Raw genomic sequence first — 23,102 nt, 5'->3', positions numbered from 1 at the left:
TCAGCATGACCCAGCGACTCGACGGCCGCGTGGCCGTCATCACCGGCGCCGGCAGCGGCATCGGCCTGGCGACCGCCCGCCGCTTCGCCGCCGAGGGCGCGAAGGTGGTCTGCGTCGACCTCGACCCCGAGACCGGCGCCAAGGCCGCGAACGAGGTCGGCGGCCTGTTCATCCAGGCCGACGTCACCGACGAGGCCGCGGTGCGCGACCTCTTCCAGCGGGCCGTCGACGAGTACGGACGCCTCGACATCACCTTCAACAACGCGGGCATCTCCCCGCCGGACGACGACTCCATCCTCACCACCGGCCTGGAGGCCTGGAAGCGCGTCCAGGAGGTCAACCTCACCAGCGTCTACCTGTGCTGCAAGTACGCGATCCCGCACATGCAGCGCCAGGGCAAGGGCTCGATCATCAACACCGCGTCGTTCGTCGCCGTGATGGGCGCGGCCACCTCCCAGATCTCCTACAGCGCCTCCAAGGGCGGCGTGCTGGCCATGTCCCGCGAGCTGGGCGTGCAGTTCGCCCGCGAGGGCATCCGCGTCAACGCCCTGTGCCCCGGCCCGGTGAACACCCCGCTGCTGCGGGAACTCTTCGCCAAGGACCCGGAGCGGGCCGCCCGCCGCCTGGTCCACATCCCGCTGGGCCGCTTCGCCGAGCCCGAGGAGATCGCCGCCGCGGTGGCCTTCCTCGCCTCCGACGACTCCTCCTTCATGACCGCCAACACCTTCCTCGTCGACGGCGGCATCTCCGGCGCCTACGTGACCCCGCAGTAGCGGGGCCCGCCCCCGGCAGGACGCCCCGCCTCACCCGCCTCACCCTGCCTCACCCCGCCTCACCCAGGGCCCGCCCCCCACCATCGGGGGCGGGCCCTTCCGCAGGTCCGGGGCGCCGGAGAAGCCGAGCCCGGACGGGCCCTGCCGGTGTCAGCGGGTGATCGGTGGGCAGGCCGCGGCCCGGTCCACGATCCCCTCGACGATCCGCATCAGGCGCTCCCCGGTCCGGTCGACGCTGCTGTTCTGCGTGCTGACCTGCGCGCCTTCGAGGGCGAAGGTGATCTCGGCCGCCGTCTGCTCGGGGTCGGGCAGCCCGGCCTGCGCGCACATGCCGACGAGCCGGCGGGTCTGGCGCTCCTTGTGCCGTTCGATCACCTGCCGCGCGGGGTGGGAGCGGTCGGGCAGCTCGGCGATGGAGTTGATGAAGGGGCAGCCCCGGTGCGAGACGGCCGGCAGTCCCTCGGCGATGAAGCGGGCCAGGCCGAGGATCTGTTCCCTGGGCCGGCCGGGGTGCTCGGCCTCGACCCGGTCGAACGCCGCCTGGTAGTCGGCGGCGACGATCCGCAGCCACTCCGCGACCAGGGCGTCCTTGGTCTCGAAGTGACGGTAGATCGCCATCTTGGTCGTCTCGGCCTTCTCGGCGATCGCCTGGACGCCCACCCGCCGGATCCCCTCGCTCTGGAAGAGCTCCTCCGCGGCGTCGAGGATGCGCTCGCGCGGCGGCAGTTTCGCCACCCGGCTCGGTCGTCTGGCGGGCGATGTCATGGCTGTTCCTGGCCTCCGGCCGCTTGCTGGTCTTCCGCTCCCTGCACTTCCTGTTACGGTACCAGTCCGTTCCGCACGATACCGATCGGTATCGTCAAAGACTGAGCGGTACCGTTCTCGATTCCAGGAGTGACCCAGTTGGACGTCAAGGAGTACGTGAGCTTCGACGCGGTCGGACTCGCCGACCTGATCGCCCGGGGCCAGGTGACCCCCGCAGAAGTGCAAGCGGCCGCCCGGGAGGCCGCGCAGGCCGTCGACCCGCGGCTCAACGCCGTCGTGGAGACCTGGCCGGCCGACGACGAGCCCCGCCCCGGCAGCGCACCGCTGGCGGGAGTCCCCTTCCTGATCAAGGACCTCGGGATCACCATGGCGGGCCGGCGCACGGATCTCGGCAGCCGCCTCGCGGCCGGGACCGTCGCCACCGCCGACTCGACCCTGATGTCCCGCTTCCGCCGTGCCGGCCTCGTCACCTTCGGGCGCACCGCGACCCCGGAGATGGCCTACAGCACCACGACCGAACCCGTGCTGTACGGCCCGACCCGCAACCCCTGGGACCTCACCCGCAGCGCCGGCGGCTCCAGCGGGGGCGCGGGCGCGGCCGTGGCCGCCGGGATCGTGCCGCTCGCACACGCCACCGACGCGGCGGGCTCGATCCGCATCCCCGCCGCCTACAACGGCTTGTTCGGGCTGAAGCCGACCCGCGGCCGGATACCCGTCGGTCCCACCGCCGACGAGATCTTCAACGGCCTGGCCGTGCACGGCAGCGTCAGCCGCACCGTGCGCGACAGTGCGGTCCTGCTCGACCTGGTCAGCGGCCCGGAGCCGGGCGACCCCTACGTCGCCCCGCAACCGGCCCGCCCGTACGCGCAGGAGGTCACCCGGGATCCGGGCTCCCTGCGGATCGGCGTCCTGGCCCAGGCCTGGGGCGGCCACCGCACCGCGCCGCCGGTGGCCGACGCGCTGTCCCGCACGGTGCGCCTGCTGGAGTCCCTCGATCACCGGGTGGAGCAGGCCGAACCCGAACTCGGGGTCGGCTGGGAGGAGTTCGTCCTGGCCAACGCCCGCCAGTGGGCGGCCAACCTCGCGGTGTCGGTCGACGAACTGGCCGCCGCCACCGGCCGGCCGGTCGACTTCTCGACCCTCGAACCGCCGATCCTCGCCAGCTACCACTACGGACGCCGGGTCACCGGGACCGAGCTGGTGACCGCGCTGGCCGTCCGCAACCGGGTCTCCCGCACCCTGGCGCGGTTCTTCGACGCGTACGACGTCCTGCTCACCCCGACCGTGCCGGACCTGCCGGTGCCCCTGGGCACCCACGGCCGCGGCGCGGAGGCGCTGGACGGCCCCGGCTGGCTCCGCCGGCTGTTCGACCTCTCGCCCTTCACCGCGGCGTTCAACGTGGCGGGCACGCCCGCCATGTCGGTGCCGGTGACGGCCGACACCGCAACGGGGCTCCCGGTCGGCATGCAGTTCGCCGCCGGCCACGGGCGCGAGGGCCGCCTCTTCCGCCTCGCGGGACAACTCGAACAGGCCGCCCCGTGGTCGGACCGCACCCCCGCCGTGTGGGCGGGGAACCACCCGAACCGCTGACGGCCGCCCCGCAGCGCCGGCCCACGACCGGCCCGGCACCCGGCAGTGCCGGGCCGGTCGGCCGCATCCGCCTCCGCGGCCGGCGTCGTCACCGCCCAGGAGCCCGCGCCCGACTTCACTACGGGACGAAGTGCCAGGGAAGCGTCCGGCGAGCGTCGTTCTCCGGGCCGCCGGCGCGCCGGCACCCTGGTGTGCGGGCGAACGAGGGAAAGCCGCCCCATCCCGGGACGGCCCACGGGCGGGTGCTCTACCCGACCGGGAGGCCTCCTTGCGGTCGAATCGCCAAATCCCACCGATCCCCCCAGGGGAGCGGTAAGTTGACGGCTGCCGACTACGGGGAGGACCACCGCCGTGACCACCGACCAGGCCGCCCTCGGCAGTGCCGTGAAGGCGGTCGTCGCCGCCGCGGGTGCCGATGATCTGGCCGCGCTGTACCAGGCCGTGATGCCCCCGGCGGGCGGGGACACCCCGCCGGCCGAGGCCGCCCGGTGGTTCGGATCGCTCCTCGTCCACCTGGCGCTGACCGCCGCGTCCGCTTCCGAGTTGGAGCGGGGCTGCCCCCGGGAGGCCGTCTCGGAGTGGATCGGGGAGGTGCTGGGCCCCGTGCCCACCCCGGCGCTGCTGCGCGCCGAGGACCCGGGCCGCATCGACCACGTCGAGGCGGTGAGCGCCGCGGAGGGCTACTCCCGGTGCCAGGAGTACGCCGTCGACCTGATCCGGTTGGGCCTGGCCGATCCGGATGAGGCACCGGACGAGCGGGGCGTCGACGCCCACTGCGCGGTGACGAACGACAAGAAGCTGCGGATCACCGTGATGGCGATGCTCGGCCGCCTCGCTGCCGGTCCCGGCGGGCGGGGGGTGACGGCGGGCGGGGGGTGACGGCGTCGCGCCGATGGCGTCCTCAGGAGGCGTCGCCGGGTGCGGGGTGGAGGTGGAACGCGAGAAATGCGCCACGTCATGACTGGGCGTCAGCTCCGGTGACGGTGGGTGCCAACGCCGGGAGTGACGACGGACGCTCTTAAACTCTTCTTAGAATGCTTCCCCTAGCGTCTCGTTCATGATGATGCAGCGTGGTGCAGTCGGATCTGTCGCCCTCACAGCCCTGGCCTTGACGACCACCGTCGGAGTGGCCGCCGCGGCCCCCGCCCCCGGCAGGCCCGCCGCCTCGGTGTCCCACAGCAAGGTGACGGCCAATCTGTACATGTCGCTCGGCGCCTTCGAGGATGCCACGTCCGGCCAGGACCCGAAGGTCAAGGCCATGATCGACCGTCCGGACATCGGCGGCGTACAGGTCGTGGCACCCTGGAAGGCTCTTGAGGGGAAGAAGGGCGAATACACGTGGTCGCGACTGGACGGTGCCCTGCGGTATCTCCAGGAACGCCACAAGAAGCTGTTCGTCCAGGTGCAGGACCGGTTCTTCGATGTGGCCCTGAAGGACGCCAACGTCCCTCAGTATGTGAAGGACGAGGGCGGACTCGCGCCGACGGTCGATGAGAACCCCGACAACCCCACCACCCACGGGGCCGTGGTCGCGCAGTGGAACCAGCAGGTGCGAGCGGACTTCCAGGCCATGCTGAAGGCGATGGCGGAGAAGTTCGACGGCAAGCTCGCCGGGGTGAACCTTCCGGAGACAGCGGTCGAGGTGGACACCGCGAATGATCAGACCGCGTACACCTCCGGCTCCTACATCGATGCCGAGATCGACAACATGCGCTACGGCAAGAAGGTCTTCGCCAGGACGCAGTTCATCCAGTACGTCAACTTCCTGCCGGATGACGACGACCACAAGCGCATGAGGGAAATGTTCGACCTCGCCAGGGCCGACAAGATCGGCATCGGAGGACCGGACACCCTGCCGGACCGCCCGTACCAGATGGAGAACTCCTACAAGTTCCTCCACGAGTACAAGAACGCCCTCCCCCTCGTCGCGATGGCCGTCCAGGAACCCGACATCAACGCCAAGGACCCCAGGACCGGTCAGCCGTACACCCGCGAACGGTTCACGGACTTCGCCCACGACTACCTCGGTGCGCGCCAGATGTTCTGGACCACCGAGGCGGACTGGCTGCAGAAGCCCCCGGCATGACAATCGCGCGAGTACGGCTTCTCGGACCCGTGTGAGGTCGCGGACGCCTGATGGTCGGCGGTGTCGCCGGGGTGGCTGCGCTGGCCCCCCGGCGCCTGCCGGCCGACCTCCGCCCACACCCGCCCGACGGCCGCACCCGCCCGACGGCCGCACCCCCGAATCGGCACGGCCCCGCCGGGTTGCGCGTGTCCGCCGAACGGGTGACGCTGGACATGGCAGCCCGTGCGGAGCGCGGGCCGGTGCGCCGGACGTGAGAAGGACGCCTCGAGTCGCCGACCGCGTCGCACCCACGGATCCAGAATGCCGAGGAACCGTCATGCCTCTCTTCACCGGCCCCGTCGACGACCCGCTCGCGTTCAACAACAACCCGCCCATGCAGGACGCCCTCGACACCACACGGCAACAGCTCTCGGACGCCGGCACCCCGACGGTCGACGACCTGGCCGTCATCGTCGTCGCACTGACCGGATTCGAGGGCGGGCTCAACCACCCCTGGGCGGCGATCCGGGACCAGGACGAGTGCTACTCGGCCAGCCTGCTCAAGACCTCGGCGATGTACACCGCCTTCGACCTGCGAGCGAGCGCCGACCAACTGGCCACCGACCAGGCACTGACCGCCTGGCCGGACATCGAGGCCGCACTCGAAGCCACCTTCGACCCGGACATCGCCACCCACACACCGTCCCAGATCAACACGTCGACGACGCTGCGCGCCGAGGACAAGAACAGGCGGCCGGACTACTCGGCTGTCCTCCAACTCGGCGCTCCTGGTGGGGACTTCACGGTCGACTTCACCGCGGCGCAGGTGGCCGCCCTCGAAGACATGATGGTGCAGCAGAACGACCCGGGAGCCACCACGACGATCCACGGCCTGGGCTACCCGTACCTCGACGGCAAGCTCGCCGACGGCGGCCTCTTCGACGGCGCCTCCTCCCAGGGGCTGTGGCTGGCGGGCGACTACGCCGGGATCTGGCCGGCCGCGCGCATCCCGTGCGTCAACGACGTCGACACCGCCCAGGGCACCACCGCACGGCAGCTCGCGAGACTGCTGACACTGCTCGCGGACGACAAACTCGTCGGCCCGACGAGCAGCCAGGGCATGAAGGCACTCATGGCCCGCGCCGGCAAACTGTTCCCGTCCACCGCCCCGCCGATCTGGCCCCCCGGCGGACAGTTCACCGCCACCCACGGCAAGGTCGGCATCGGCTCGCTGAAAACCGGCCGGACCGTGCTGTCCGAGGGAATCCTCGTCACCGACACCGTGCGGAGCAGGAGCTTCGCCGTCGTGTACCAGAACGTGATCCAGGACGGCCTGACACAGCGTCAGGCACTCGTGCCGGTGGCAACGCTGGTCGAAGCCGCCCTGAACGCCTTCTGACACCAGGCAGCTCCGCCCGCCCACCCCGGTCCGCATCGCCGTCCCCGACGCGGGGACGAACGAGGCCCGGGGACCCCGCCCCGACCCCCCGCCCCGAACCCCCGCCCGTGGACGGCACCGCCACCAGGTGAGTGCGTGACCGCCGGCACCGCGAAGGCGATCACACCTTGACCACCCAGCCGCCGGGCAGCACCCCGGCCCTGAGGAGGGCCGGGGTGCCGTCGTGCTCACGGGTGTGATGCCAGGGGCAGGGTCACCCCGCGGCGGCTGCCCCGTAGCTGACCGGGCGCCAGGCCGAGAGGTCGACGGCCCGCTGGACCAGTCCGGCCTGCGCCCAACTGCCGTCGGCGTGACGGATCGTGTGGTAGAGCGAGCCGGAGTTGTCACCGGACTCGAAGACCAGCTGCAGCTCACCGCCCACGTTCGCGCCGTCGACACCGCCCATCGTGAAGCCGCGGAAACCGGCCCGATCGAAGTGGACCTGGGAGCCGATGTCCCCCCATCGGTTCCAGGTGCCGTCGGCGTTGCGGATCGTGTGGTAGAAGCCGGCCTGGCTGTTGTCCGTGACCACGACCTGCAGGGCGCCGTCGAAGCTCGCCGCGACGACGTCCGTCGGCGTCCCCCACGGGGAGGGCGTGCCGGTCGCGCCCAGCACACTGCCCCAGGTGCTCCAGGTGCCATCGGCATGGCGGATGGTGTGCAGCACTTCGCCCGCCGACGTGGTGCCGACCAGCTGGAGTTCACCGTTCACCTCCGCCGCGGACAGGCTGGAGAACTGGCCCGAGCCCAGGCCCGAGGACGCGCTCACCGTCCCCCAGGGCTGCCAGGTGCCGTCCGGGCGCTCGATGGTGTGGACGACCCGGCCGGAGCCGTCGACCGCGGCGACCTGAAGCCGGCCCGCCACCCTGGTCGCGGTGATCCGGCCCATCCAGGGGTACTGCGGGTCGTGCGGAAGGTCGGTGAGGCCGGTCATGTCGGAGACCGGGGCCCAGGTGCCGTCGGGGTTCTGGGCAGACTGGACGTAGTGGAACCCCTGCCCGGCCATCTGGGCCCCGAACATCCGGAGCCGGCCACCGTCGACCGCCAGGCTCCAGTACCAGAGGCCGGCGAACTGGGGGACCTCCCGGACCTGGTCCCAGGACCCGTCCGGCGCCCGCCGGGTCTGGATGATCTTCCAGGGGTCCGCTCGCAGGAGCAGGTTGAGCCCGGACGCCGAATCCGTGCTCTGGGCGGTGGTGGCCGTCGATGATTCGGCCGCGGCCGCCGGTGTGACGGTCAGCGCGGTGGCCAGCACGGCAAGCGCGGCGGACGTGGCCATCGCTGATACGGCGCGGAATGCGCGCTTGTTTCTCTGCACAGGTTCCCCCCTGGTCTCGTGGGGCGTCGATTTGCCCAGGCGAAGTCATACCAGACCGCGCGGACACTGCCGCAGGCGGTTGGCCGACAGCGGATCGGAACCCACCACGGCGAACGGTCGTCGCGGTCGCGGCGGCCATGCGTCACGCGGCACGGAGGGAAGTCATGTGTTCCTCGGCGCGGCCCGGGCAAGGGCTCGACGCCGCCCGCTGGGAGGATCTCCGGCATGACCTCTCCGCTGCGTGTCCTCCGCGTCCTCGGCGATCGCCCGTTCGCCGAGGTCGGTCTGCCCGTCCTCGCCGTGGACGACGAGGAGCGCGGGCTGCTCGCCGTCGCGGGCGGGCCCGGGGAGGGCGGGATGTCGACGGTGGGGGTGTACGGCACGGGAGACCTCGGCTGCCGGGCCGTGCTCCGCACGCGCTTCCGGGTGCACGCGCTGGCTTTCCACCCCACGGCGCCGCTGCTCGCCGTCGGGACCGGGGACTACGACGGCGGCTACTTCTTCGAGGGCGAGCTGCTCCTGCTCGACTGGGAGACGAGCGTTACCACCTCCCTCATCGAGCACGACTTCGGCCGCCAGGTCCTCGGACTGGCCTGGCTCGACGAACGGGACCTGCGCGTGCTGATGGCACCGCCCGATGACTGGCAGGACGACCGGGCACGCGTCGAGGGCCATGTCGCGGTCGTGCGACGGCCTGACTGGCGCGCCGTCGCACCCCGTTCGCTCACCGCCACCGACCTGGCCGGCCCCCGAGTGCCCGCACCGCGTCCCGACGGACGGGACGGGACCCACCGGATGCTCTCCGCGCTCAGCCCGGACCGGGAGCTCCGGCGGCGAGTCCTGGCCGTCGAGGAGCTGTCGGACGGCGCGGTCCTGGCCACCCTCGACCGACGGGAGGAGGACCCGGAGCGACCCGGGCGCACCGCCCTCGCCGACGGCCTGCTGATCCAGCACCGGACCACGTCCCCCACCGACCGGTACCTGCGCCTGCGGATCCGGGGCGGCAGCCGGGAGTACGTCCACCAGGTCCGACGGGGCCGGTACTGGATCTCGGCGCGCTGCGCCGGAGGGACGGGTGCTCAGCCCCTGTTCCCGTTCACCTGGGAGCCCGGGGACATGCAGTTCCCCGGCCCGGGTGCGGAGACCGGTGGCGGCGACCTGGTCCACGCCGGTCAGGCCTACGGCGGAGAGCGGTTGCAGCCCGGCGAGTCCTTCGTCGTCCGCCGGGCGGCCGGCGACGGCGCACCCCGCTGGGCCTTCCGGGCCGACCACGTCGCCACCGACCTCGACACCGAAGCCGACACCGCCTACGTCGCGTACCGCAACGGCGAGATCCTGGCGCTGGACCTCCGCGACGGCACCCTCCGCTGGCGCCACCGGCTGACCGTGGCCGGTGTCTCCGCCGTCCCGACGGCGCTCACCGCCACCCAGCCCGGCCGCCTGCTCGTCGGCACGGCCGACGGCCGGGTCCTGGACTGCGCGACCGCGTAGCCGGGCGGAGGCGTGCTGCGGGCCGTGGCCGAACCGCCGATACGCGACGAAGGTGGTGACCACCGCGTCGCGGTGCAGCACCGCGGCCGTGCCGCCCACGGAGACCAGGCTCCGCCCCTGCGCGCCCGACCACGCCCACCGTCCCGGCCCCCTCGGGCCGGGGAGCACGCAGGCCTGAGGGGGCCGTGGCGATGGCCCCCTGTTTCCCCAGGCGGGGGAGCGTTGCACGGACGGGCTGCGTCAGCTGTGTTCGGGCGGGTGCTTCGGCCGGTGGTCACAGCGGCGTTCATCGGGGTGGCCCGGGCGGGCGGCTCGCGCTCCAGGTAGCCGCTCCGGGGCCGGGCGGGAGTCAGCGGCAGAGGGCCGTGTCGACCGCGTCGGTCAGGCGCTTGCCGGTGGGCGCGTCCGGGATGGTGGTGACGGCGATGCTGACGGCACGGCCGTCCTCCGTGACGCCGCCCCGGGTCCGGTAGCTCACGGAGGTGCCGCCGTGGCCCCAGACGAGGCCGCCGCAGGTCAGTGGCCTGCTCTGGATCCCCAGGCCGTAGCGGACGCCGGGGCCCAGGAGCTCGGCCGGGACGGTGGTGCGCATCTGGGCGAGCTGGGCGGCGGGCAGCAGACGACCCGCCAGGAGCGCGCTGTAGAAGGTGTTGAGGTCGGTGTTGGTGGACACGACCGCCCCCGCGGCCCAGGCCATCGACGAGTCCATCGCGGTGTAGTCGACCAGCGGCGCGTCCGGGCCGGTGCGCAGGTAGCCGTGCGGGTGGGGCTCGCGCAGGGCGGTCTCCCCGGTGGCGGGGACGTAGGTGTGGCGCAGGCCGATCCGGTCGATGACGCGCTTGGTGACCTCCTCGCCGTAGGGGCGGCCGGTGACCTTCTGGATCAGCAGGCCGGCCACCAGGTAGTTGGTGTTGCTGTACGCCCAGTCGGTCCCGGCGGGGAACATCGCCTTCTGGGCCAGTGCCCCGTCGAGGAGTTCGCGCGGCTCGAAGTAGCGGTACTGGATGGTGGTGAAGTCGGTCAGCGCGGGGGCTTCCATGTATTCGGGCAGGCCGCTGGTGTGCTGGAGCAGCTGGCGGACCGTGATGTTCCGGCCGTCGATGCCGTCGCCGCGCAGAAGACCCGGCAGGTAGGTGTCCACGTTCGCGTCGAGGCCGACCTTGCCCTCGGCGACCAGTTGCAGGACGACGACGGCGGTGAACGCCTTGGTGTTGCTGCCGGCCCGGATCTGCCCGTCCACCGGGACCTTGGCCTTGGTGGCGAGGTCGCCGACACCGGCGGTGTAGGTACGGCTGCGGCCGTCGCGCCCCTTGACGGTGGCGAGGGCGGCGGGCATCCCGTCCTCCTGCACCAGCGCGTCGAGGCGCTGCTGCACGACGTCCGGGCGCGGTGCGGCGGAGGCCGTGGTCGGGGCGAAGGCGGTCAGCGCGAGCCCGGCGGCGGCCGTGGCCGTCGTGGCGCGCCGCACCATGCGGATGCGGCGTGCCGTGCGCTGCGGGGTGTGTTCGTTCATCGGGACTCCACTGCCGGGAAGAAGGAAGGGGGAGATGCGGGTGGTGCGGCCGGGTGGCCCGCGCCGAGGACCGGCGCGGGCCACCCGGGGGACGATCAGCGGCAGAGCGCCTCGTCCACGGCCTGGTCCACGTGCTTGTCGGTGTCGGCGTCGCCCGGGATCGTGGTCACGGCGATGTTCACGGAGCGGCCGTCGTCGGTGCTGCCGCCGAAGGTCGCGTAGCCCGGGATCCCCCCGCCGTGGCCCCAGGAGAGCCCGCCGCAGGAGAGCGGGCGGCTCATCAGGCCGAGGCCGTAGCGGACCCCGGGGCCGGCCGGCTCGGCGGCGACGGTGGTGCGCATCTGGGCGAGCTGGGCCGCGGGCAGCAGCCGGCCGGCGAGCAGCGCGTCGTAGAACCGGGTGAGGTCGGTGTTGGTCGAGACCATCGCGCCGGCCGCCCAGCCCCAGGACGGGTCCAGCTCGGTGTAGTCGCGCAGCGACCCGTCCGCGGCACGCTGGTAGCCCTTGGGGTGGGCCTCGTGGATCGTCATGTCGCCGGGGACGGGGAAGTAGGTGTGGCGCAGGCCGATCCGGTCGATGACGCGCTTGGTGATCTCCTCGCCGATCGGGCGTCCGGTGACCTTCTGGATGATCATGCCCGCCAGCAGGTAGTTGGTGTTGCTGTACTCCCACTGGGCGCCGGGCGCGAAGTGGGCCTTGTGGGCCAGCGCGGCGTCGAGGAGTTCGCGCGGCTCGAGGTAGCGCTTGGGGTCGCTGAGCGCGCCGGCCTTGTCCACGTAGTCGGGCAGGCCGCTGGTGTGCTGGAGCAGCTGGTGGACCGTGATGTTCCGGCCGTCGATGCCGTCGCCGCGCAGAAGACCCGGCAGGTAGGTGTCCACGTTCGCGTCGAGGCCGACCTTGCCCTCGGCGACCAGTTGCAGGACGACGACGGCGGTGAACGCCTTGGTGTTGCTGCCGATCCGGACCTGCCCGTCGACCGGGACCTTGGCCTTGGTGGCGGCGTCGCCGACACCGGCGGTGTAGGTGCGGGTACGGCCGTCGCGGCCCTTGACGGTGGCGAGGGCGGCGGGTACCCCGTCCTTCTGGACCAGGGCGTCGAGGCGTTGCTGCACGGCGTCCGGGCGCGGTGCGGCGGAGGCCGTGGCGGGTGCCAGGACGCCGGCCACCACGGCCGCGGCCACGGCGGTCACGGTCGCCGCCACCCCGCGCCGGTGACCGCGGAGGCGGTTCGGACGGTGGTGCTGCGATGCGTGTTCGTTCACGGGAAAGCCCCTCTGGGTAGGGCACCGGAGCTCTTCTCGGCGCCCTCCAAGAGGATCATCAGACGGGCCGTCAATCCGTCCGCGCAGAGGACGATATGGCACCCGGGAACGTGCTCCGGGTCGGGGCCGGGCACGGGACCGTACTCCCAGGGCCGGTCCGGCACGGTGCCGCCGGACACAGGTCCCGGGGTGCCCCGCATGCCGAGCGCATCGGGGTCCGTCTCGCCTTTGTCGAGGGGAAGTGCGTTCGCCGCCACGGCGGGTGAACCCGGGCACCGGGCCGGCTGCGCTCTGGCAGTCGAGGGGAGAGCAGTCCGGCCGACCCCTTGTCATGGCGTCGTGGGGGCGGTGACGGTGGCCGGGTTCGTCGTCGCGGGGCTACTCCTCGACCGGCAGGCCGGCCTCGCGGGCGAGCACGCCCAGGGCCCGGCGCAGCGACTCGCGCTCGACGGGGGAGAGGGCGGCGGCCAGTTCGGCGTCGATGGCGTGGGCCTGGGCGGCGCACTCGTGCAGCAGGGCGCGGCCGTCCTGGGTGAGGGCGAGCATCTGGCGGCGGCGGTCGGCGGGGTCGCGCTCGCGTGCCACCGCGCCCAGTGCCTGCAACTGGTCGGCCATGCTCACCACCAGGCTCGGCGCCACGCCCATCGCCTGTGCCAGTTCCAGCTGCGAGGAGGCCGCGCCCGCGTCGAGGGCGGCGAGCAGCGCGACGTGTTTCGGCTTGAGGCCGCGGTCCTGGATCGCGGCGGTGAAGCGCGTGGTGGCGATGGTGCCCAGGGTGCCGAGGCGGAAGGACAGCGAGGAGGTCAGCGAAGGGGGGTTGACGGCGCTCATGGCAGCGATACTATCTCTATCGAATCATTCGAAGCTCAAATCATTTGAGGTGTGTTTGATATGGGTGGGACTGGGACGGGCGCGCTGTCGAAGCCGCTGGTGATCGCCAACGCCGCTGCTGCGGCGCTCTCGATGGCCTCCTGCGCGGCCGGGTTGATCAACCCCGGGATCGGGCTGGCGAAGGAGGAGCCGGTGACCGGCGGCGTGCGGTTCTACGCCCAGGCGTACGCCGCCCGGGCCCTGCCCTTGGGGGCGTTGCTGCTGCACCAACTGGTGCGCGGGCGTGGCGGAGCGGCGCTGCCGGCGGTGCTGCTGCTCGCGGGTGCGGTGCAGGCGGGGGATGCCGCGATCGGGGTGCGCACCCGCAACCCGGGGATGGCGCTCGGGGCGGGCGCACTGGCGCTGCTGCACCTGGCGACGGCGCGGCGGGTTGCGGGTGCGCGGTGACCGGGGCGCTGCGCGTGGCCGACGACACGCTCGCCTTCCTGCTCGAACTCTCCGTCTACGCCGCCGCCGTGCGGTTCGCCCTCACCCGGCGGGCGGCCCGGCCGGCCCGCTGGGCGCTCGCCCTCGCCCTGCCGGCCGGGTACGCCGCGGTCTGGGCGCTGTTCGGCGCGCCGGGTGCGACGGTGCCGCTGCACGGTGCGCCCCGGGCGGTGCTGGACCTGGTCTGGTTCGGCAGTGCGGCCGTCCTGCTCCGGGCGACGAACCTGCGCCGCACGGCGGTCGTCTTCGCGGTGGCCTACCTGCTGACCACCGCAGTGCACCTGACGCTGTGACAGGGCGGAGCCGGGGCGCGGCCGGCGGCGAGGGGCCCCGTCAAGGCCGCCGCCGCGGCCTCGGCGACGTGCCCGACCCGTACGGGCCGCCGCCCGCCGCCGGCTCGCCATGGGGCCCGACGCGCTGCCGTGTGGTGATGCCGCTGCTCACCCTCGCCCTCATGCCGCGGGTGCGCTTCCCGGAACTTCGCCGCAGTCCGGACGCGTACGTGCGCCACCTGCGCAAGCGGGGCTGACCGCGCGCATCCCCCCGGCCCCACCCCGCGAACCGCGCCGCAGGCGCTGACGTGCATACTTTCCGGACGATCGGCAGGACGTAGGAGTGATGGCACGGTGAAACTGGCGGAGGCGCTCGCGCAACGCGCGGCTGCGGTGCGGCAGGTGGAGCAGCTGCGGGCGCGCGTCGTCGGCAGCGCCCGCTATCAGGAGGGCGAGGAACCCGCCGAGAACGCGGCGGAGGTACTGGCCCAGGCCGGGGAGACGCTGGACGAGCTGGAGCGGCTGATCCGTCAGATCAACCGGACCAACTCCACCGCGACCATCGAGGGCGGCGGCACCCTCACCGACGCCCTCGCCCGCCGGGACGTCCTGCGGTTGCGCCACTCGGTGATCACCGCAGCCGCCGACGCCGCCTCCGGGCGCGACCAGCGCGGAGCCGTACGGCAGTTGCGGTCCGAGCTCAGGATTCTTTCCGCCCTGCCGGTCGCCGAGCTGCGCGCCCGGGCGGACGTGCTGGCCAAGGAGATCCGTGAGGTGGACGCCCTGATCCAGCGCACCAACTGGCAGATCGACCTGATCGAGGACTGACCCCACGAGCAGGGTGTGGGGGAGCAGGTAGTCGCCACGGAGGCGTGCACACACCGCGGGCCGGCGGTTCATCCGGCCCTTGGCGCGTGAAGAGCAACGCAGGGGTTCGATTCCTCACCGACAGTGCAGCTCAGCACCGCGCACAAGTGACGGAGCACTCCGTACAGCACATCACCACGTGCAGATCCGGGCGACGAGGGCGGGAAACGGGGCGCCCCACACCCGTTGCGGGGGCCGTGCCAACAGCACGGCCCCCGCAATCACCCCACAGCCGACCCGCACGGACACCTCGAGGATGCGGACAGCGCCGACAGCTCCATTTCCGTCGGGCGACGGGACGGTGGCGGAGTGCGCCGGCTGCCGTCGGATCAAAACGCTTCGCTCCGGGCTGGAGCGGGCGGCTACGCTCGCGCCATGGAGCTTGACCAGGAGCCGGCCCGGTACTGCCTGCGGGACCTGCTGGACGGCCGCCTTGATCCGCTGGCGGCGGCCGAGCGGATCGGCTTCGAGCTGTGCCCCGCCGACCCCGGCTCGCCGCTGCGGCCGGTCCGCGGGTGGCTGTACCGCGCGGAGGACCAGCAGGAGCACCGCGGCGGACTGACGGAGGAGCTGGAGGCCGAACTGCACGACCTGGCTGCCCGGCTGCTGGCCGGTCCGCTGTCCTGACGGCGGCTGGGTCCCGACAGCGCTCCCGCCCCGGTTCCCGGCGGTCGAAGTACCCGTCGGAGTTCGCACTGGCGGCGGTCGAGCGGGCCCGGGCGGAGCCGGTACGGGGTGACAGCCCTGGCAGCAGCTCACCCCACGTATAGTGCAGGCGTTTTGGGGAACTGACGACCACGTCGCCGAGGAGACCGTTGTATGGAGCCCGTCACGCTGATCACTGGTGGATCGACCGGAATCGGTGCCGCCACCGCCCGCACCCTCCTCGAGCAGGGGCACCGTGTGGCGGTCACCGGACGTGACGCGGGCAAGCTGGCCGCCTTCGCCGCTTCGGCCGGAGCGGGTGAGCGGCTGCTGACGATCACCGGCGACGCCGCCGAGGCGGAGGACGTCGCCGCTGCCGTGCGCCGCGTGGTTCAGGCGTGGGGCCGACTGGACAACGTCATTGCCAACGCCGGTTTCTCGCTGCCCGGCAACCTGGAGAGCCACGCCCCCGAGGACATGCGCGCCATGGTCCTCACCAACGTTCTGGGCCCGGCCCTGCTGGTGCGCGAGACCCTGCCGCAGTTGAGGGCGTCCAAGGGCCGGATCGTGTTCATCGGTTCCGTCGCCGGGGTGCGCAACACGCCCGGCAACCTGTACTCGGTCACCAAGTGGGCCGTGCACGCGCTGGCCGAGAACACCCGGCTGCTGGTCGGCAAGGACCGAGTCGGCGTGACCGTCGTCGCCCCCGGAGTGGTGGACACCGCGTTCTGGGCCGAGCGCGGCGGCACCCCCGAGGAGGCGATGACCCCCGAGCAGATCGCGGCCGCGGTCGCCTTCGCGCTCAACCAGCCCGCGGGCGTGGACATCAACCAGATCACCATGCGGCCGACCGGGCAGCTCGGCTGACGCCAGTACGGCGACCGAAGCGGAGCTGAAAGCCGTCGCCCGCGACGCCGAGGGCGTCGTGGTGCAGTTGGAGGAGGCGTAACGGAGCCCCGTGCCTCTTCGGTCCGCGCTCGCCGTCGTGCCGACGGCCACCGCAGTTGCGTGGTCGCGGCTTCCCGGGGGCGTGGTGGCGCCGGTCCCGGTGTTCGTCGGCAGGCGGCCCCGGGGCACCCCGGCTGTCGTGTTACCAGGTCACGATGACGTAGCCGTCGCCGCCTCGGGAGCCGGCGGTCGCGGCGGCCCCGGGGGTGCCGGAGCTTCCGTCGTTCTTGTTCGCGACGCCGTCGTCGCCTTGGCCGCCGTCGCCGCCGGTCCCTCCGTTGCCGCCGTTTCCGCCGGTGGCGACGGAGGCGGGCAGGGCGGCGCTGACGGCAGTGGGCAGGTTCTGGGTGGGGGCGGCGCCGCCCGTTCCGGCGGAGCCGGCTGTGCCGCCGGCGCCACCGGGGGCGTTCAGGCCCTGGTTGTTGGCCCTGCCTCTCGCGCCGCCTTCGCCGGGCCGGCCGGCGGCGCCGTTCGCGCCGTCGCGGCCGGGGTTGGCGCGGACGGTGGCGGTGACGGGCTCGAAGTCGATCTCGCAGCTTCCGGAGGCCACGGTGCCGCCGGTGCCGGGGCTCGTCGGCCGGCCGGGGCGGCCGCCGGAGCCGCCGTCGCCGTTGACGGCGCCGATCCGGCCGTTCTGTCCGCCCGTGCCGCCGCCCCCGCCTCCGCCACCTCCGCCGCCTCCGCCTCCGGCACCGTTCCCGCCCGCGCCCCACACGTAGAACGTCACCTCGGTGACGCCCTCCGGCGCGGTGAAGGTGCTGTACAGCGAACCGTCCCGGCCGAATCCCAGCTGCCCGTGCGCGGCCGCGGGCACCGCCGTCGCAGCAGGGGCGGCTCCGGCAGCCGTACCCGCCCCGAGGCAGGCGGCCCCGAGGGCCGCCGCCATCGCGCCACACGCCAGCCGCCTGGGGGAGGCGGCGGAGATACTCGATGAAGTACGCATGCAAACAGAAGTTCATGCCGGCCGCGCCACCGCAACGCCCCTGTGCCGTTCGGCCCAGCGCCCCTGCATGCGGCCGCCGTGCGGCCCGGCCTCACCGTCCGAAGGTGGGGGACGTCGAGGAACTGACCCCGTACTCCTGCCGCTGCGGCGCGGTTGGTCGTCCTACCCGGCGAAGATGCCGATGGCGTTGGGGATCCGTCGTTCCTGACCGTGGTCGAGGTGGTTGCGCACCGCGAGTTCGCCCGTGTCCGGGTCGCGGGTGACCAGGGTGGCGGAGGCGCCGCCGTCCAGGTACACGCCGTCGGAGCAGCCGAAACCGCGGAGTGCTTGGGCGAGTTCGGTGAGTGTCAACCCGGTGGAGGTGCCCTCGCGGCCGTCCGTGGAGAGAAGTGTGAGCAGCCGGCCGTGGTCTGCCAGGCAGACCGCGGTGCGCGGCTCGACGTCGTGGGCGTCCAGCCCTGCCAAGGGGTTCCCGCCGTGCAGCATCGGGTAGGCGCCGAGGGCGAAGGCGAACGGCACCGGCCCGTTCGACGCGAGGCGGTAGTCCGCCACGACAGCCGTTCCGACCGGCAGGCCCGCCAGCACCCGGGCGCCGGCCTCGCGGCCGAGCAGTACGAGGCTGCCGGCGGGGATCGGACCGCGGCCCGGGGTGGCGGAGGCCGACACGACCCGGTTGCGGCGGACCGTCAGCTCCCAGGTGTCCGTGCTGCAGGGCGCCTTTCGCGACTCGTCGTTCCCGCACACGGCGCGCTCTCGGGAGACCTCACCCCAGTCGGAGGTGAACACTCCGATCGAGCCGACCGGCAGGGCGTACTGGTTCAGCCCGCCCAGCTCCCACGTACGGCCTGCAGCCCGCAGGTGGCCCCGAAGTTCCAGACGGCCGGTACGGGCCACGCCGTCCACCCCGACCCCCAGCACGTCCTGGTCCGTGTCACCCGGCGGCGGCCACCAGCCGAACCGCTGAGCCTGCGGGACCGCGGCCTTCAGGGCCAGGCCGCGGTGGACGGCCGGGCCGGAGGGCGCCCCCGTCGCCTCGACACCGGGGTGCTGCTCCTCAGTGATGTCGAAGAAGTCCCCGTTCACGGCCGCGACCGCCCCGCGTTCGCCGGCCAACCGGGTAAGCGGTGCCCGGGCGGCGACCGCACTGGGATAGAGCAGGTCCGCTCGCACGCCGGGCCGGCGCAGGTCGGCCCGCGCGGCGTACAGCCGAGCGGTGCCGTGCGAGGTGGGTACCGTCACTTCCCTGTACGCGACTCCGGCCGCGAGTGGTACCCAGGGTGCGGTGCCTCCGAGGGCCTCTTCGGCGGACGACGCGGCTGGGCCGGCCGGGACCAGGGCCATCACCAGGGCGACCGCGGATCTCAGGAGAACCTTCACACCCCCATCCTCGCGGCTGCCGCGCCCTGCCCGCAGCAAGGTCTGCGCGGACCAGGTCCGGGCCGCGCTACGCCAGGCCGGCCGGCCTGACGACCAAGCAGCTGATTGCCGCCACCGGGCTCAAACCGACACCGAGGGGTCCGGCCGCCGGGCTCCAGTGGACCAGCCGACGGTTCGGCGAGAGCCGGTCGGAGCGGCGAATCACATCGCTGCTGTTGGGACGACGGACGCCCGCGGTCCGGGGACCGCGGGCGTCCTGGATGCTTCAGCGACGCCGCGTCAGCGGCGGGCGCCCCGACGGCGGGCGATCACCAGCGCGCCCCCGCCGACGGCGAGCAGCGCGGCGCCGCCGGCGCCGTAGACGATCATCTGGCTGCTGTTGCCACCCGTGCTGGCCAGGGTGCTGGCCGGCGTGGTCGAGACCGGATTGGCGGTCGGCTTGCCGACCGGGCCGGTCGTGTCCGCCGGCACGGCCGGGGCGGTCGACGGGGTGCCGCCGGACGGCGTCCCGGTGGTGGCCGGCGCCGACGGCTTGGCGGTGGTGGAGGGCGAAGCGGTGGCCGTCGCGGTGGCCGAAGGCGTCGTCGTGGGGGTGGGCGTCCCGGTCGGGTGCGGGGTCGCGGTGGACGTGGGCGACGCCGAGGAGGTCGGCACCGGGGCGGTCGGCGTGCCGGTCGGGGTCGGCGTGCAGGCCTTGCCGCCGTTCCAGGCCGAGATCAGGTTGTCCGGGAAGACGCCGTCCGGGTACCTCGGCGCGGGGTTGGCGACGCCGTCGAACTTCTTGTCGCCGTTGTACAGGTCGATCTGGCCGTAGCACTTCGGCAGGTGGGCGGAGACGTCCAGGGTCGCCTGGCGGTTCCCGCTGCGCAGCGTGGTGGTCGCCCAGCCGAGGAAGGTCTGCTTGCCCGAGGTGGCCCAGGTCGGCCCCTCGGTGTCGTAGGAGGCCAGCGAGACCCGGTAGTCGCAGCCGTCCACGATGTCGCCGACCAGCCGGACCTGGATGACGCCATGCGGCTGGGACATCCGGCCGTCGGAGATCCAGCCCTTGCCGCCGTCGACGGAGAACTGGACGCCGACGGCGCCGCACCCGTGCTCGGCCTGGGCCTGGGCGGTGCCGGCGGTGAGCAGCGGAGCGCCGACGGCTATGCCGAGGGCGGTGAGGGCCGGAAGGCTCCGACGCAGGAGGTGGTGCACGAGGAAGCTCCCTAGGGGGTTGTACACGGTTCGGTGGGACTCGCCGCTCCCCGGTGGCGATCCGGACGGACCGTCACCGGAACTGAGCGGACGTGAAACCGTGACCGTACCCGATGGCCCCGCGGTCCCGGGCCCCGCACCCACACCGAGCAGGCCTTCGCCGCTCTGCAGGGGGGCAGTCCAGGCCGCCCGGCCCGCTCAGGCCGAGCACGGGAACACGGCGAACACGGCGATTGTCCGGGGCCGGCGGGAGGGTGCAGGCGCGTGGGGGACGGTGCCGATCGGCCGGTGATCGTGAGGAGCTCCGCGCGGCTCCGAGCATGTACGCCGAGTACCGCTTGGCCGGGGAGCTGAAGCACCGATGGGACGTGACCACGTGGAATCTCCACATGGGCATGCTGTCGAGCTTCTATCGGTGGGCACGCGACGAAGGCCTGTCTGCGGCTGGGCCGTTCAGTTACCGCATGGGCAAGAGGATGGCGGATGGCGTGCTGGTGCAGGTCGAACGGAACCTCGCCACGATGCGGACTCCGCGGCCGCACACCTCGATCACGTACTTGGATCGGGACTTCTCTCAGCTGTTCGTGCGGGCCTTGGCGGGGCTGGACCCGGATGGGGAACCGGACCGTCACTACCGGGGGCGCGAGGGCGCCCGGAACTCCGCGATGGCCGGGCTTGTGCTGTCGAGCGGCGTTCGGCGACAGGAGTTCACTTATCTGACCGTGCATGAGGTGCCGCCGCTGCCGGCCCGCCCGTCTCCGGTGCCGGTGCTGTTCCCGCTCGCTCACGCGATCACCAAGGGCCAGAAGCCGCGGACGACGTGGATCAGCTACGGAGCGCCGGCCGACGTGCACCAGTAAGCGAGCTGGACCGAGCCGCGTCGGCGGAGGGCTTCGCCTGGCGGCCATGCGGGCATCGTGGTGATCCACGTCACATTCGGACGTGTCACTGAGCGGCCGGCTGTCTCGTCTCGGGGGTGCAACCCACTCACGAGCACGGAGGAACACACCATGGACGCGCGACTCGACTTCTTCGCCGCTCCCGTCTCCGGCAAGGCCCTGAAGTACTTCATGTCCGCGGGCAAGGTGATCCGGGAATCGGGGCTGCCCGCCAGCCTGCAGGAGCTGGTGTCCACGCGCGTGAGCCAGATCAACGGCTGCGCGGTCTGCCTCGACATGCACGCCAAGGAGGCCATCGCCGCCGACGTGAGCCCGGTGAAGCTGGCTCTCGTGGCGGCGTGGAGGGAGGCCACCGTCTTCAGCGAGGCCGAGCGGGCCGCGCTGGCGCTCGCGGAGGAGGGGACCCGAGTCGCGGACGCGGCCGAGGGCGTCAGTGACGTGGTGTGGACCAATGCCGCCAAGCACTTCGACACCGAGCAGCTCACCGCATTGGTGATCCACATCGCATTCATGAACATGGTGAACCGGATGAACATCATCACCCGCCAGCCGTGCGCCGGCGACTACGTCGCCGGGCAGCTGCACTGAACGTCAGCGGCTCGGATGATCACCAGGAGACGGAAAGGGGCTAAGGAATGGGCAAGGTCGAGGAGTTCGCGGAGCTGCGGCCGCTGCTGTTCTCCATCGCCTACCGGATCCTGGGCAGCGTCAGCGAGGCCGAGGATGCGGTCCAGGAGACCTGGCTGCGGTTCGATGCCTCGCCGACGCAGCCGACTTCGGTCAAGTCCTTCCTCTCCGCCGTGGTGACCCGGATCTCGATCGACGTGCTGCGCTCGGCCCGGGTCCGGCGGGAGGAGTACGTCGGGCCGTGGTTTCCGGAGCCGCTGCTCGACGACCCCTATGAGGACCCGGAGCGCTCGGCGGAGCTGGCCGACTCCGTGTCGACGGCAGCGCTCCTGCTGCTGGAGAGGCTCAGCCCGCTCGAGCGTGCGGTCTTCGTGCTCCGCGAGGTCTTCGACTTCGGCTTCCCCGAAGTCGCCTCTGCGGTCGGCCGTTCGGAGGGCGCGTGCCGCCAGCTCGCGGTGCGGGCGAGGCGTCATATGAGCGCCGGTAGCCCCCGCTTCGAGGCCGACCGCCGGGAGCGGGAGGAATTGGCGACCCGGTTCTTCGAAGCCCTCCGCGAGGGCGACGTCCTCGGTCTGCAGCAGCTGCTCGCCGCCGACGTCTCCATGGTCGGCGACGGCGGCGGCAAGGCCCCGCAGCTGGCCAGGGCGGTCATGGGCGCCGACAAGGTGGCGCGCCTGCTTGCCGCCGTCTTCCCCGAGTTGGCCCGCATCGGACTCACGACCGAGGCCCACGAGATCAACGGCCAGCCGGGCGCGATCTTCCGGGACCGGGACGGCAAGGTGCTGCAGACTCTGGCGCTCGACGTGCTGGACGGGCAGATCCAGACGATCCGCTTCGTGCTCAACCCCGACAAGCTGGGCCATGTCGGCCCGGTCGGGGACGCGTGGGAGGTCTCCCGCGAGTTCAGGGAGTCCCGCCGCTCGGCGGAATGACCGCGCTCGCGCGGCTACGTCTTCCTCGGGACCGTCGCTGCCACGACGCTCGTCATCTGGCTCCGGGCGTGATCGGCCGGACCCTCGGCGTGATCAGCCGGCGGCCCCCCGCGGTCACGACCAGCGGGCCCCGGTGGGAGCGGGTCGCCGAAGAGCCGTCAGGAAGGCGGCCAAGGCGTCGGCCGGAGACGACCGTGCGCCGACCCGTCGAATCAACCCGGTGCGCAACGCCGCGACGTGATCAGGCCGGTCCAGACGTCATCGGCGACCCGTCAGCCCACCGCCTGCTGCGCCCCGGTGCGGCGTCGAACAAGGCGATCCGGCAGGCACTCGGCCACCTGGCGCTGCACGGTGCGGTCCTGGTCGACCGAGACCGAGTTCCTGCTGCCGGGCGGCGGGCGCCAGGTGCGCCCGGACGGTGTGTGGCAGGCCTCGGAGATCGGGGTGCCGGCCGTCCCGTTCCGTGGGGCGCAGACTACCTTCTCCCTGGGCGCTGAAAAATCTGTGATGGCTGGAGTAGACATTGTCGGTGGCTGTGGTTAGTGTTTCTCTCGTAGACGCAGTCAAGCGGTACCCGCCAGACACGAACTGGCGGTCAGCGGTACAGAAGTTCGCAAGCGGCCCGGCGGTGGAGCCCTGAAGCCAGAGCAGGTGCAGGACGGCGACAGGACTGGCTGCCGGGCCGGGCGGCCCGCAGGTATCAGGGGCCGCCACCGAGTGGTACCGCGGCAAGTGCAGGTGCAGTACCAGCAAGTGAAGTCGAGTGGTACCAGCAGTCGCAGGACGCGGTATCCCAGTAAAGGCGCCAGGGCTGCGGGCGCGCGTACTGGGAGGTGCGGCAGTGGGGTTCCAAGCCGAGCAGGTGA

22 protein-coding genes and 1 pseudogene are annotated in these 23,102 nt (G+C 72.6%); 14 read left to right on the top strand and 9 right to left on the bottom strand.

Translation table 11 applies throughout. The features are described 5' to 3' along the window. Positions 1-5 precede the first annotated feature (5 nt). On the top strand, positions 6-773 hold the full coding sequence (locus BG452_RS36745) for a 3-oxoacyl-ACP reductase (RefSeq protein WP_188308675.1): 768 nt from the start codon (positions 6-8) through the stop codon (positions 771-773). Between the two features lie 150 nt (positions 774-923). On the opposite strand, the gene BG452_RS36740 is transcribed toward BG452_RS36745, so the two are convergent. Then, a complete protein-coding gene (locus tag BG452_RS36740) occupies positions 924-1,538 on the bottom strand; it encodes a TetR/AcrR family transcriptional regulator (RefSeq protein ID WP_188308674.1) in 615 nt (204 codons plus the stop codon). Between the two features lie 138 nt (positions 1,539-1,676). Here BG452_RS36740 and BG452_RS36735 point away from each other — a divergent pair, with 138 nt between their 5' ends. The 4 genes from BG452_RS36735 (at position 1,677) to BG452_RS36720 (ending at position 6,592) form a co-directional block, all read left to right on the top strand. Next, positions 1,677-3,128 (top strand): amidase, encoded by a 1,452-nt coding sequence (locus BG452_RS36735; RefSeq protein ID WP_188308725.1) that lies wholly within the window; start codon positions 1,677-1,679, stop codon positions 3,126-3,128. A gap of 351 nt (positions 3,129-3,479) precedes the next feature. Beyond that, positions 3,480-4,007: a hypothetical protein gene (locus BG452_RS36730; protein WP_188308673.1), complete on the top strand. Its 528-nt coding sequence runs from the start codon at positions 3,480-3,482 to the stop codon at positions 4,005-4,007. A 229-nt stretch (positions 4,008-4,236) separates the two neighbouring features. Further along, on the top strand, positions 4,237-5,214 hold the full coding sequence (locus BG452_RS36725) for a hypothetical protein (protein WP_223243250.1): 978 nt from the start codon (positions 4,237-4,239) through the stop codon (positions 5,212-5,214). Between the two features lie 316 nt (positions 5,215-5,530). Next, positions 5,531-6,592: a hypothetical protein gene (locus BG452_RS36720; RefSeq protein WP_188308672.1), complete on the top strand. Its 1,062-nt coding sequence runs from the start codon at positions 5,531-5,533 to the stop codon at positions 6,590-6,592. Positions 6,593-6,845: 253 nt separating this feature from the next. On the opposite strand, the gene BG452_RS36715 is transcribed toward BG452_RS36720, so the two are convergent. Then, complete coding sequence (locus BG452_RS36715; protein ID WP_188308671.1) at positions 6,846-7,910, bottom strand: hypothetical protein; 1,065 nt, start codon at positions 7,908-7,910, stop codon at positions 6,846-6,848. A gap of 264 nt (positions 7,911-8,174) precedes the next feature. Between BG452_RS36715 and BG452_RS36710 the strand changes: the two genes are divergently transcribed. Then, a complete protein-coding gene (locus BG452_RS36710; protein WP_188308670.1) occupies positions 8,175-9,440 on the top strand; it encodes a PQQ-binding-like beta-propeller repeat protein in 1,266 nt (421 codons plus the stop codon). Between the two features lie 349 nt (positions 9,441-9,789). On the opposite strand, the gene BG452_RS36705 is transcribed toward BG452_RS36710, so the two are convergent. The 3 genes from BG452_RS36705 to BG452_RS36695 form a co-directional block, all read right to left on the bottom strand. Next, a complete protein-coding gene (locus BG452_RS36705; protein ID WP_188308669.1) occupies positions 9,790-10,953 on the bottom strand; it encodes a serine hydrolase domain-containing protein in 1,164 nt (387 codons plus the stop codon). Positions 10,954-11,048: 95 nt separating this feature from the next. Continuing rightward, on the bottom strand, positions 11,049-12,155 hold the full coding sequence (locus BG452_RS36700) for a serine hydrolase domain-containing protein (RefSeq protein ID WP_188308723.1): 1,107 nt from the start codon (positions 12,153-12,155) through the stop codon (positions 11,049-11,051). 438 nt (positions 12,156-12,593) lie between these two features. Continuing rightward, positions 12,594-13,046 carry a MarR family winged helix-turn-helix transcriptional regulator gene (locus BG452_RS36695; protein ID WP_188308668.1) on the bottom strand — a complete coding sequence of 151 codons (453 nt, stop codon included), beginning with the start codon at positions 13,044-13,046 and terminating at the stop codon, positions 12,594-12,596. Positions 13,047-13,106: 60 nt separating this feature from the next. Between BG452_RS36695 and BG452_RS36690 the strand changes: the two genes are divergently transcribed. The 5 genes from BG452_RS36690 (at position 13,107) to BG452_RS36670 (ending at position 16,183) form a co-directional block, all read left to right on the top strand. Then, on the top strand, positions 13,107-13,493 hold the full coding sequence (locus BG452_RS36690) for a hypothetical protein (protein ID WP_188308667.1): 387 nt from the start codon (positions 13,107-13,109) through the stop codon (positions 13,491-13,493). Positions 13,494-13,507: 14 nt separating this feature from the next. Beyond that, entirely contained in the window at positions 13,508-13,825 is a 318-nt protein-coding gene (locus tag BG452_RS36685; protein WP_188308666.1) for a YrdB family protein, read from the top strand. Positions 13,826-14,158: 333 nt separating this feature from the next. Next, complete coding sequence (locus BG452_RS36680) at positions 14,159-14,632, top strand: DIP1984 family protein (RefSeq protein ID WP_188308665.1); 474 nt, start codon at positions 14,159-14,161, stop codon at positions 14,630-14,632. A 414-nt stretch (positions 14,633-15,046) separates the two neighbouring features. After that, positions 15,047-15,298, top strand: coding sequence for a hypothetical protein (locus tag BG452_RS36675; RefSeq protein WP_188308664.1), 252 nt, complete (start codon positions 15,047-15,049; stop codon positions 15,296-15,298). 192 nt (positions 15,299-15,490) lie between these two features. After that, positions 15,491-16,183: an SDR family oxidoreductase gene (locus BG452_RS36670; protein WP_188308663.1), complete on the top strand. Its 693-nt coding sequence runs from the start codon at positions 15,491-15,493 to the stop codon at positions 16,181-16,183. 223 nt (positions 16,184-16,406) lie between these two features. Here the strand turns inward: BG452_RS36670 and BG452_RS36665 are convergent, their stop codons facing one another. The 3 genes from BG452_RS36665 to BG452_RS36655 form a co-directional block, all read right to left on the bottom strand. Then, a complete protein-coding gene (locus BG452_RS36665; protein ID WP_223243279.1) occupies positions 16,407-17,207 on the bottom strand; it encodes a hypothetical protein in 801 nt (266 codons plus the stop codon). 162 nt (positions 17,208-17,369) lie between these two features. Beyond that, positions 17,370-18,446 carry a phosphodiester glycosidase family protein gene (locus BG452_RS36660; protein WP_317621399.1) on the bottom strand — a complete coding sequence of 359 codons (1,077 nt, stop codon included), beginning with the start codon at positions 18,444-18,446 and terminating at the stop codon, positions 17,370-17,372. A 417-nt stretch (positions 18,447-18,863) separates the two neighbouring features. Further along, complete coding sequence (locus BG452_RS36655) at positions 18,864-19,778, bottom strand: hypothetical protein (RefSeq protein ID WP_188308662.1); 915 nt, start codon at positions 19,776-19,778, stop codon at positions 18,864-18,866. Positions 19,779-20,098: 320 nt separating this feature from the next. Here BG452_RS36655 and BG452_RS36650 point away from each other — a divergent pair, with 320 nt between their 5' ends. The 3 genes from BG452_RS36650 to BG452_RS36640 all read left to right on the top strand — a co-directional run bounded on the left by BG452_RS36650 (position 20,099) and on the right by BG452_RS36640 (position 22,236). Then, a complete protein-coding gene (locus BG452_RS36650; RefSeq protein ID WP_188308661.1) occupies positions 20,099-20,638 on the top strand; it encodes a hypothetical protein in 540 nt (179 codons plus the stop codon). Between the two features lie 150 nt (positions 20,639-20,788). After that, entirely contained in the window at positions 20,789-21,265 is a 477-nt protein-coding gene (locus BG452_RS36645) for a carboxymuconolactone decarboxylase family protein (RefSeq protein WP_188308660.1), read from the top strand. 47 nt (positions 21,266-21,312) lie between these two features. After that, entirely contained in the window at positions 21,313-22,236 is a 924-nt protein-coding gene (locus tag BG452_RS36640) for an RNA polymerase sigma-70 factor (protein WP_188308659.1), read from the top strand. 80 nt (positions 22,237-22,316) lie between these two features. On the opposite strand, the pseudogene BG452_RS48255 reads toward BG452_RS36640, so the two are convergent. Continuing rightward, positions 22,317-22,419, bottom strand: a pseudogene (locus BG452_RS48255) (aminoglycoside phosphotransferase); the annotation flags it as partial. Positions 22,420-23,102: the final 683 nt, after the last annotated feature.

Source organism: Streptomyces sp. CBMA123, assembly GCF_014596465.1.
Taxonomy (GTDB): Bacteria; Actinomycetota; Actinomycetes; order Streptomycetales; family Streptomycetaceae; genus Kitasatospora.
Note: the sequence above shows the minus strand (reverse complement) of the source record. Positions and strands in the feature narration are given on the sequence as shown.

Coding starts and splice junctions, on each gene's coding strand:
- BG452_RS36665 (WP_223243279.1), bottom strand. CDS start 17,207: ATGCGTACTTCATCGAGTATCTCCGCCGCCTCCCCCAGGCGGCTGGCG.
- BG452_RS36675 (WP_188308664.1), top strand. CDS start 15,047: ATGGAGCTTGACCAGGAGCCGGCCCGGTACTGCCTGCGGGACCTGCTG.
- BG452_RS36645 (WP_188308660.1), top strand. CDS start 20,789: ATGGACGCGCGACTCGACTTCTTCGCCGCTCCCGTCTCCGGCAAGGCC.
- BG452_RS36740 (WP_188308674.1), bottom strand. CDS start 1,538: ATGACATCGCCCGCCAGACGACCGAGCCGGGTGGCGAAACTGCCGCCG.
- BG452_RS36640 (WP_188308659.1), top strand. CDS start 21,313: ATGGGCAAGGTCGAGGAGTTCGCGGAGCTGCGGCCGCTGCTGTTCTCC.
- BG452_RS36710 (WP_188308670.1), top strand. CDS start 8,175: ATGACCTCTCCGCTGCGTGTCCTCCGCGTCCTCGGCGATCGCCCGTTC.
- BG452_RS36720 (WP_188308672.1), top strand. CDS start 5,531: ATGCCTCTCTTCACCGGCCCCGTCGACGACCCGCTCGCGTTCAACAAC.
- BG452_RS36690 (WP_188308667.1), top strand. CDS start 13,107: ATGGGTGGGACTGGGACGGGCGCGCTGTCGAAGCCGCTGGTGATCGCC.
- BG452_RS36705 (WP_188308669.1), bottom strand. CDS start 10,953: ATGAACGAACACACCCCGCAGCGCACGGCACGCCGCATCCGCATGGTG.
- BG452_RS36745 (WP_188308675.1), top strand. CDS start 6: ATGACCCAGCGACTCGACGGCCGCGTGGCCGTCATCACCGGCGCCGGC.
- BG452_RS36650 (WP_188308661.1), top strand. CDS start 20,099: ATGTACGCCGAGTACCGCTTGGCCGGGGAGCTGAAGCACCGATGGGAC.
- BG452_RS36695 (WP_188308668.1), bottom strand. CDS start 13,046: ATGAGCGCCGTCAACCCCCCTTCGCTGACCTCCTCGCTGTCCTTCCGC.
- BG452_RS36670 (WP_188308663.1), top strand. CDS start 15,491: ATGGAGCCCGTCACGCTGATCACTGGTGGATCGACCGGAATCGGTGCC.
- BG452_RS36715 (WP_188308671.1), bottom strand. CDS start 7,910: ATGGCCACGTCCGCCGCGCTTGCCGTGCTGGCCACCGCGCTGACCGTC.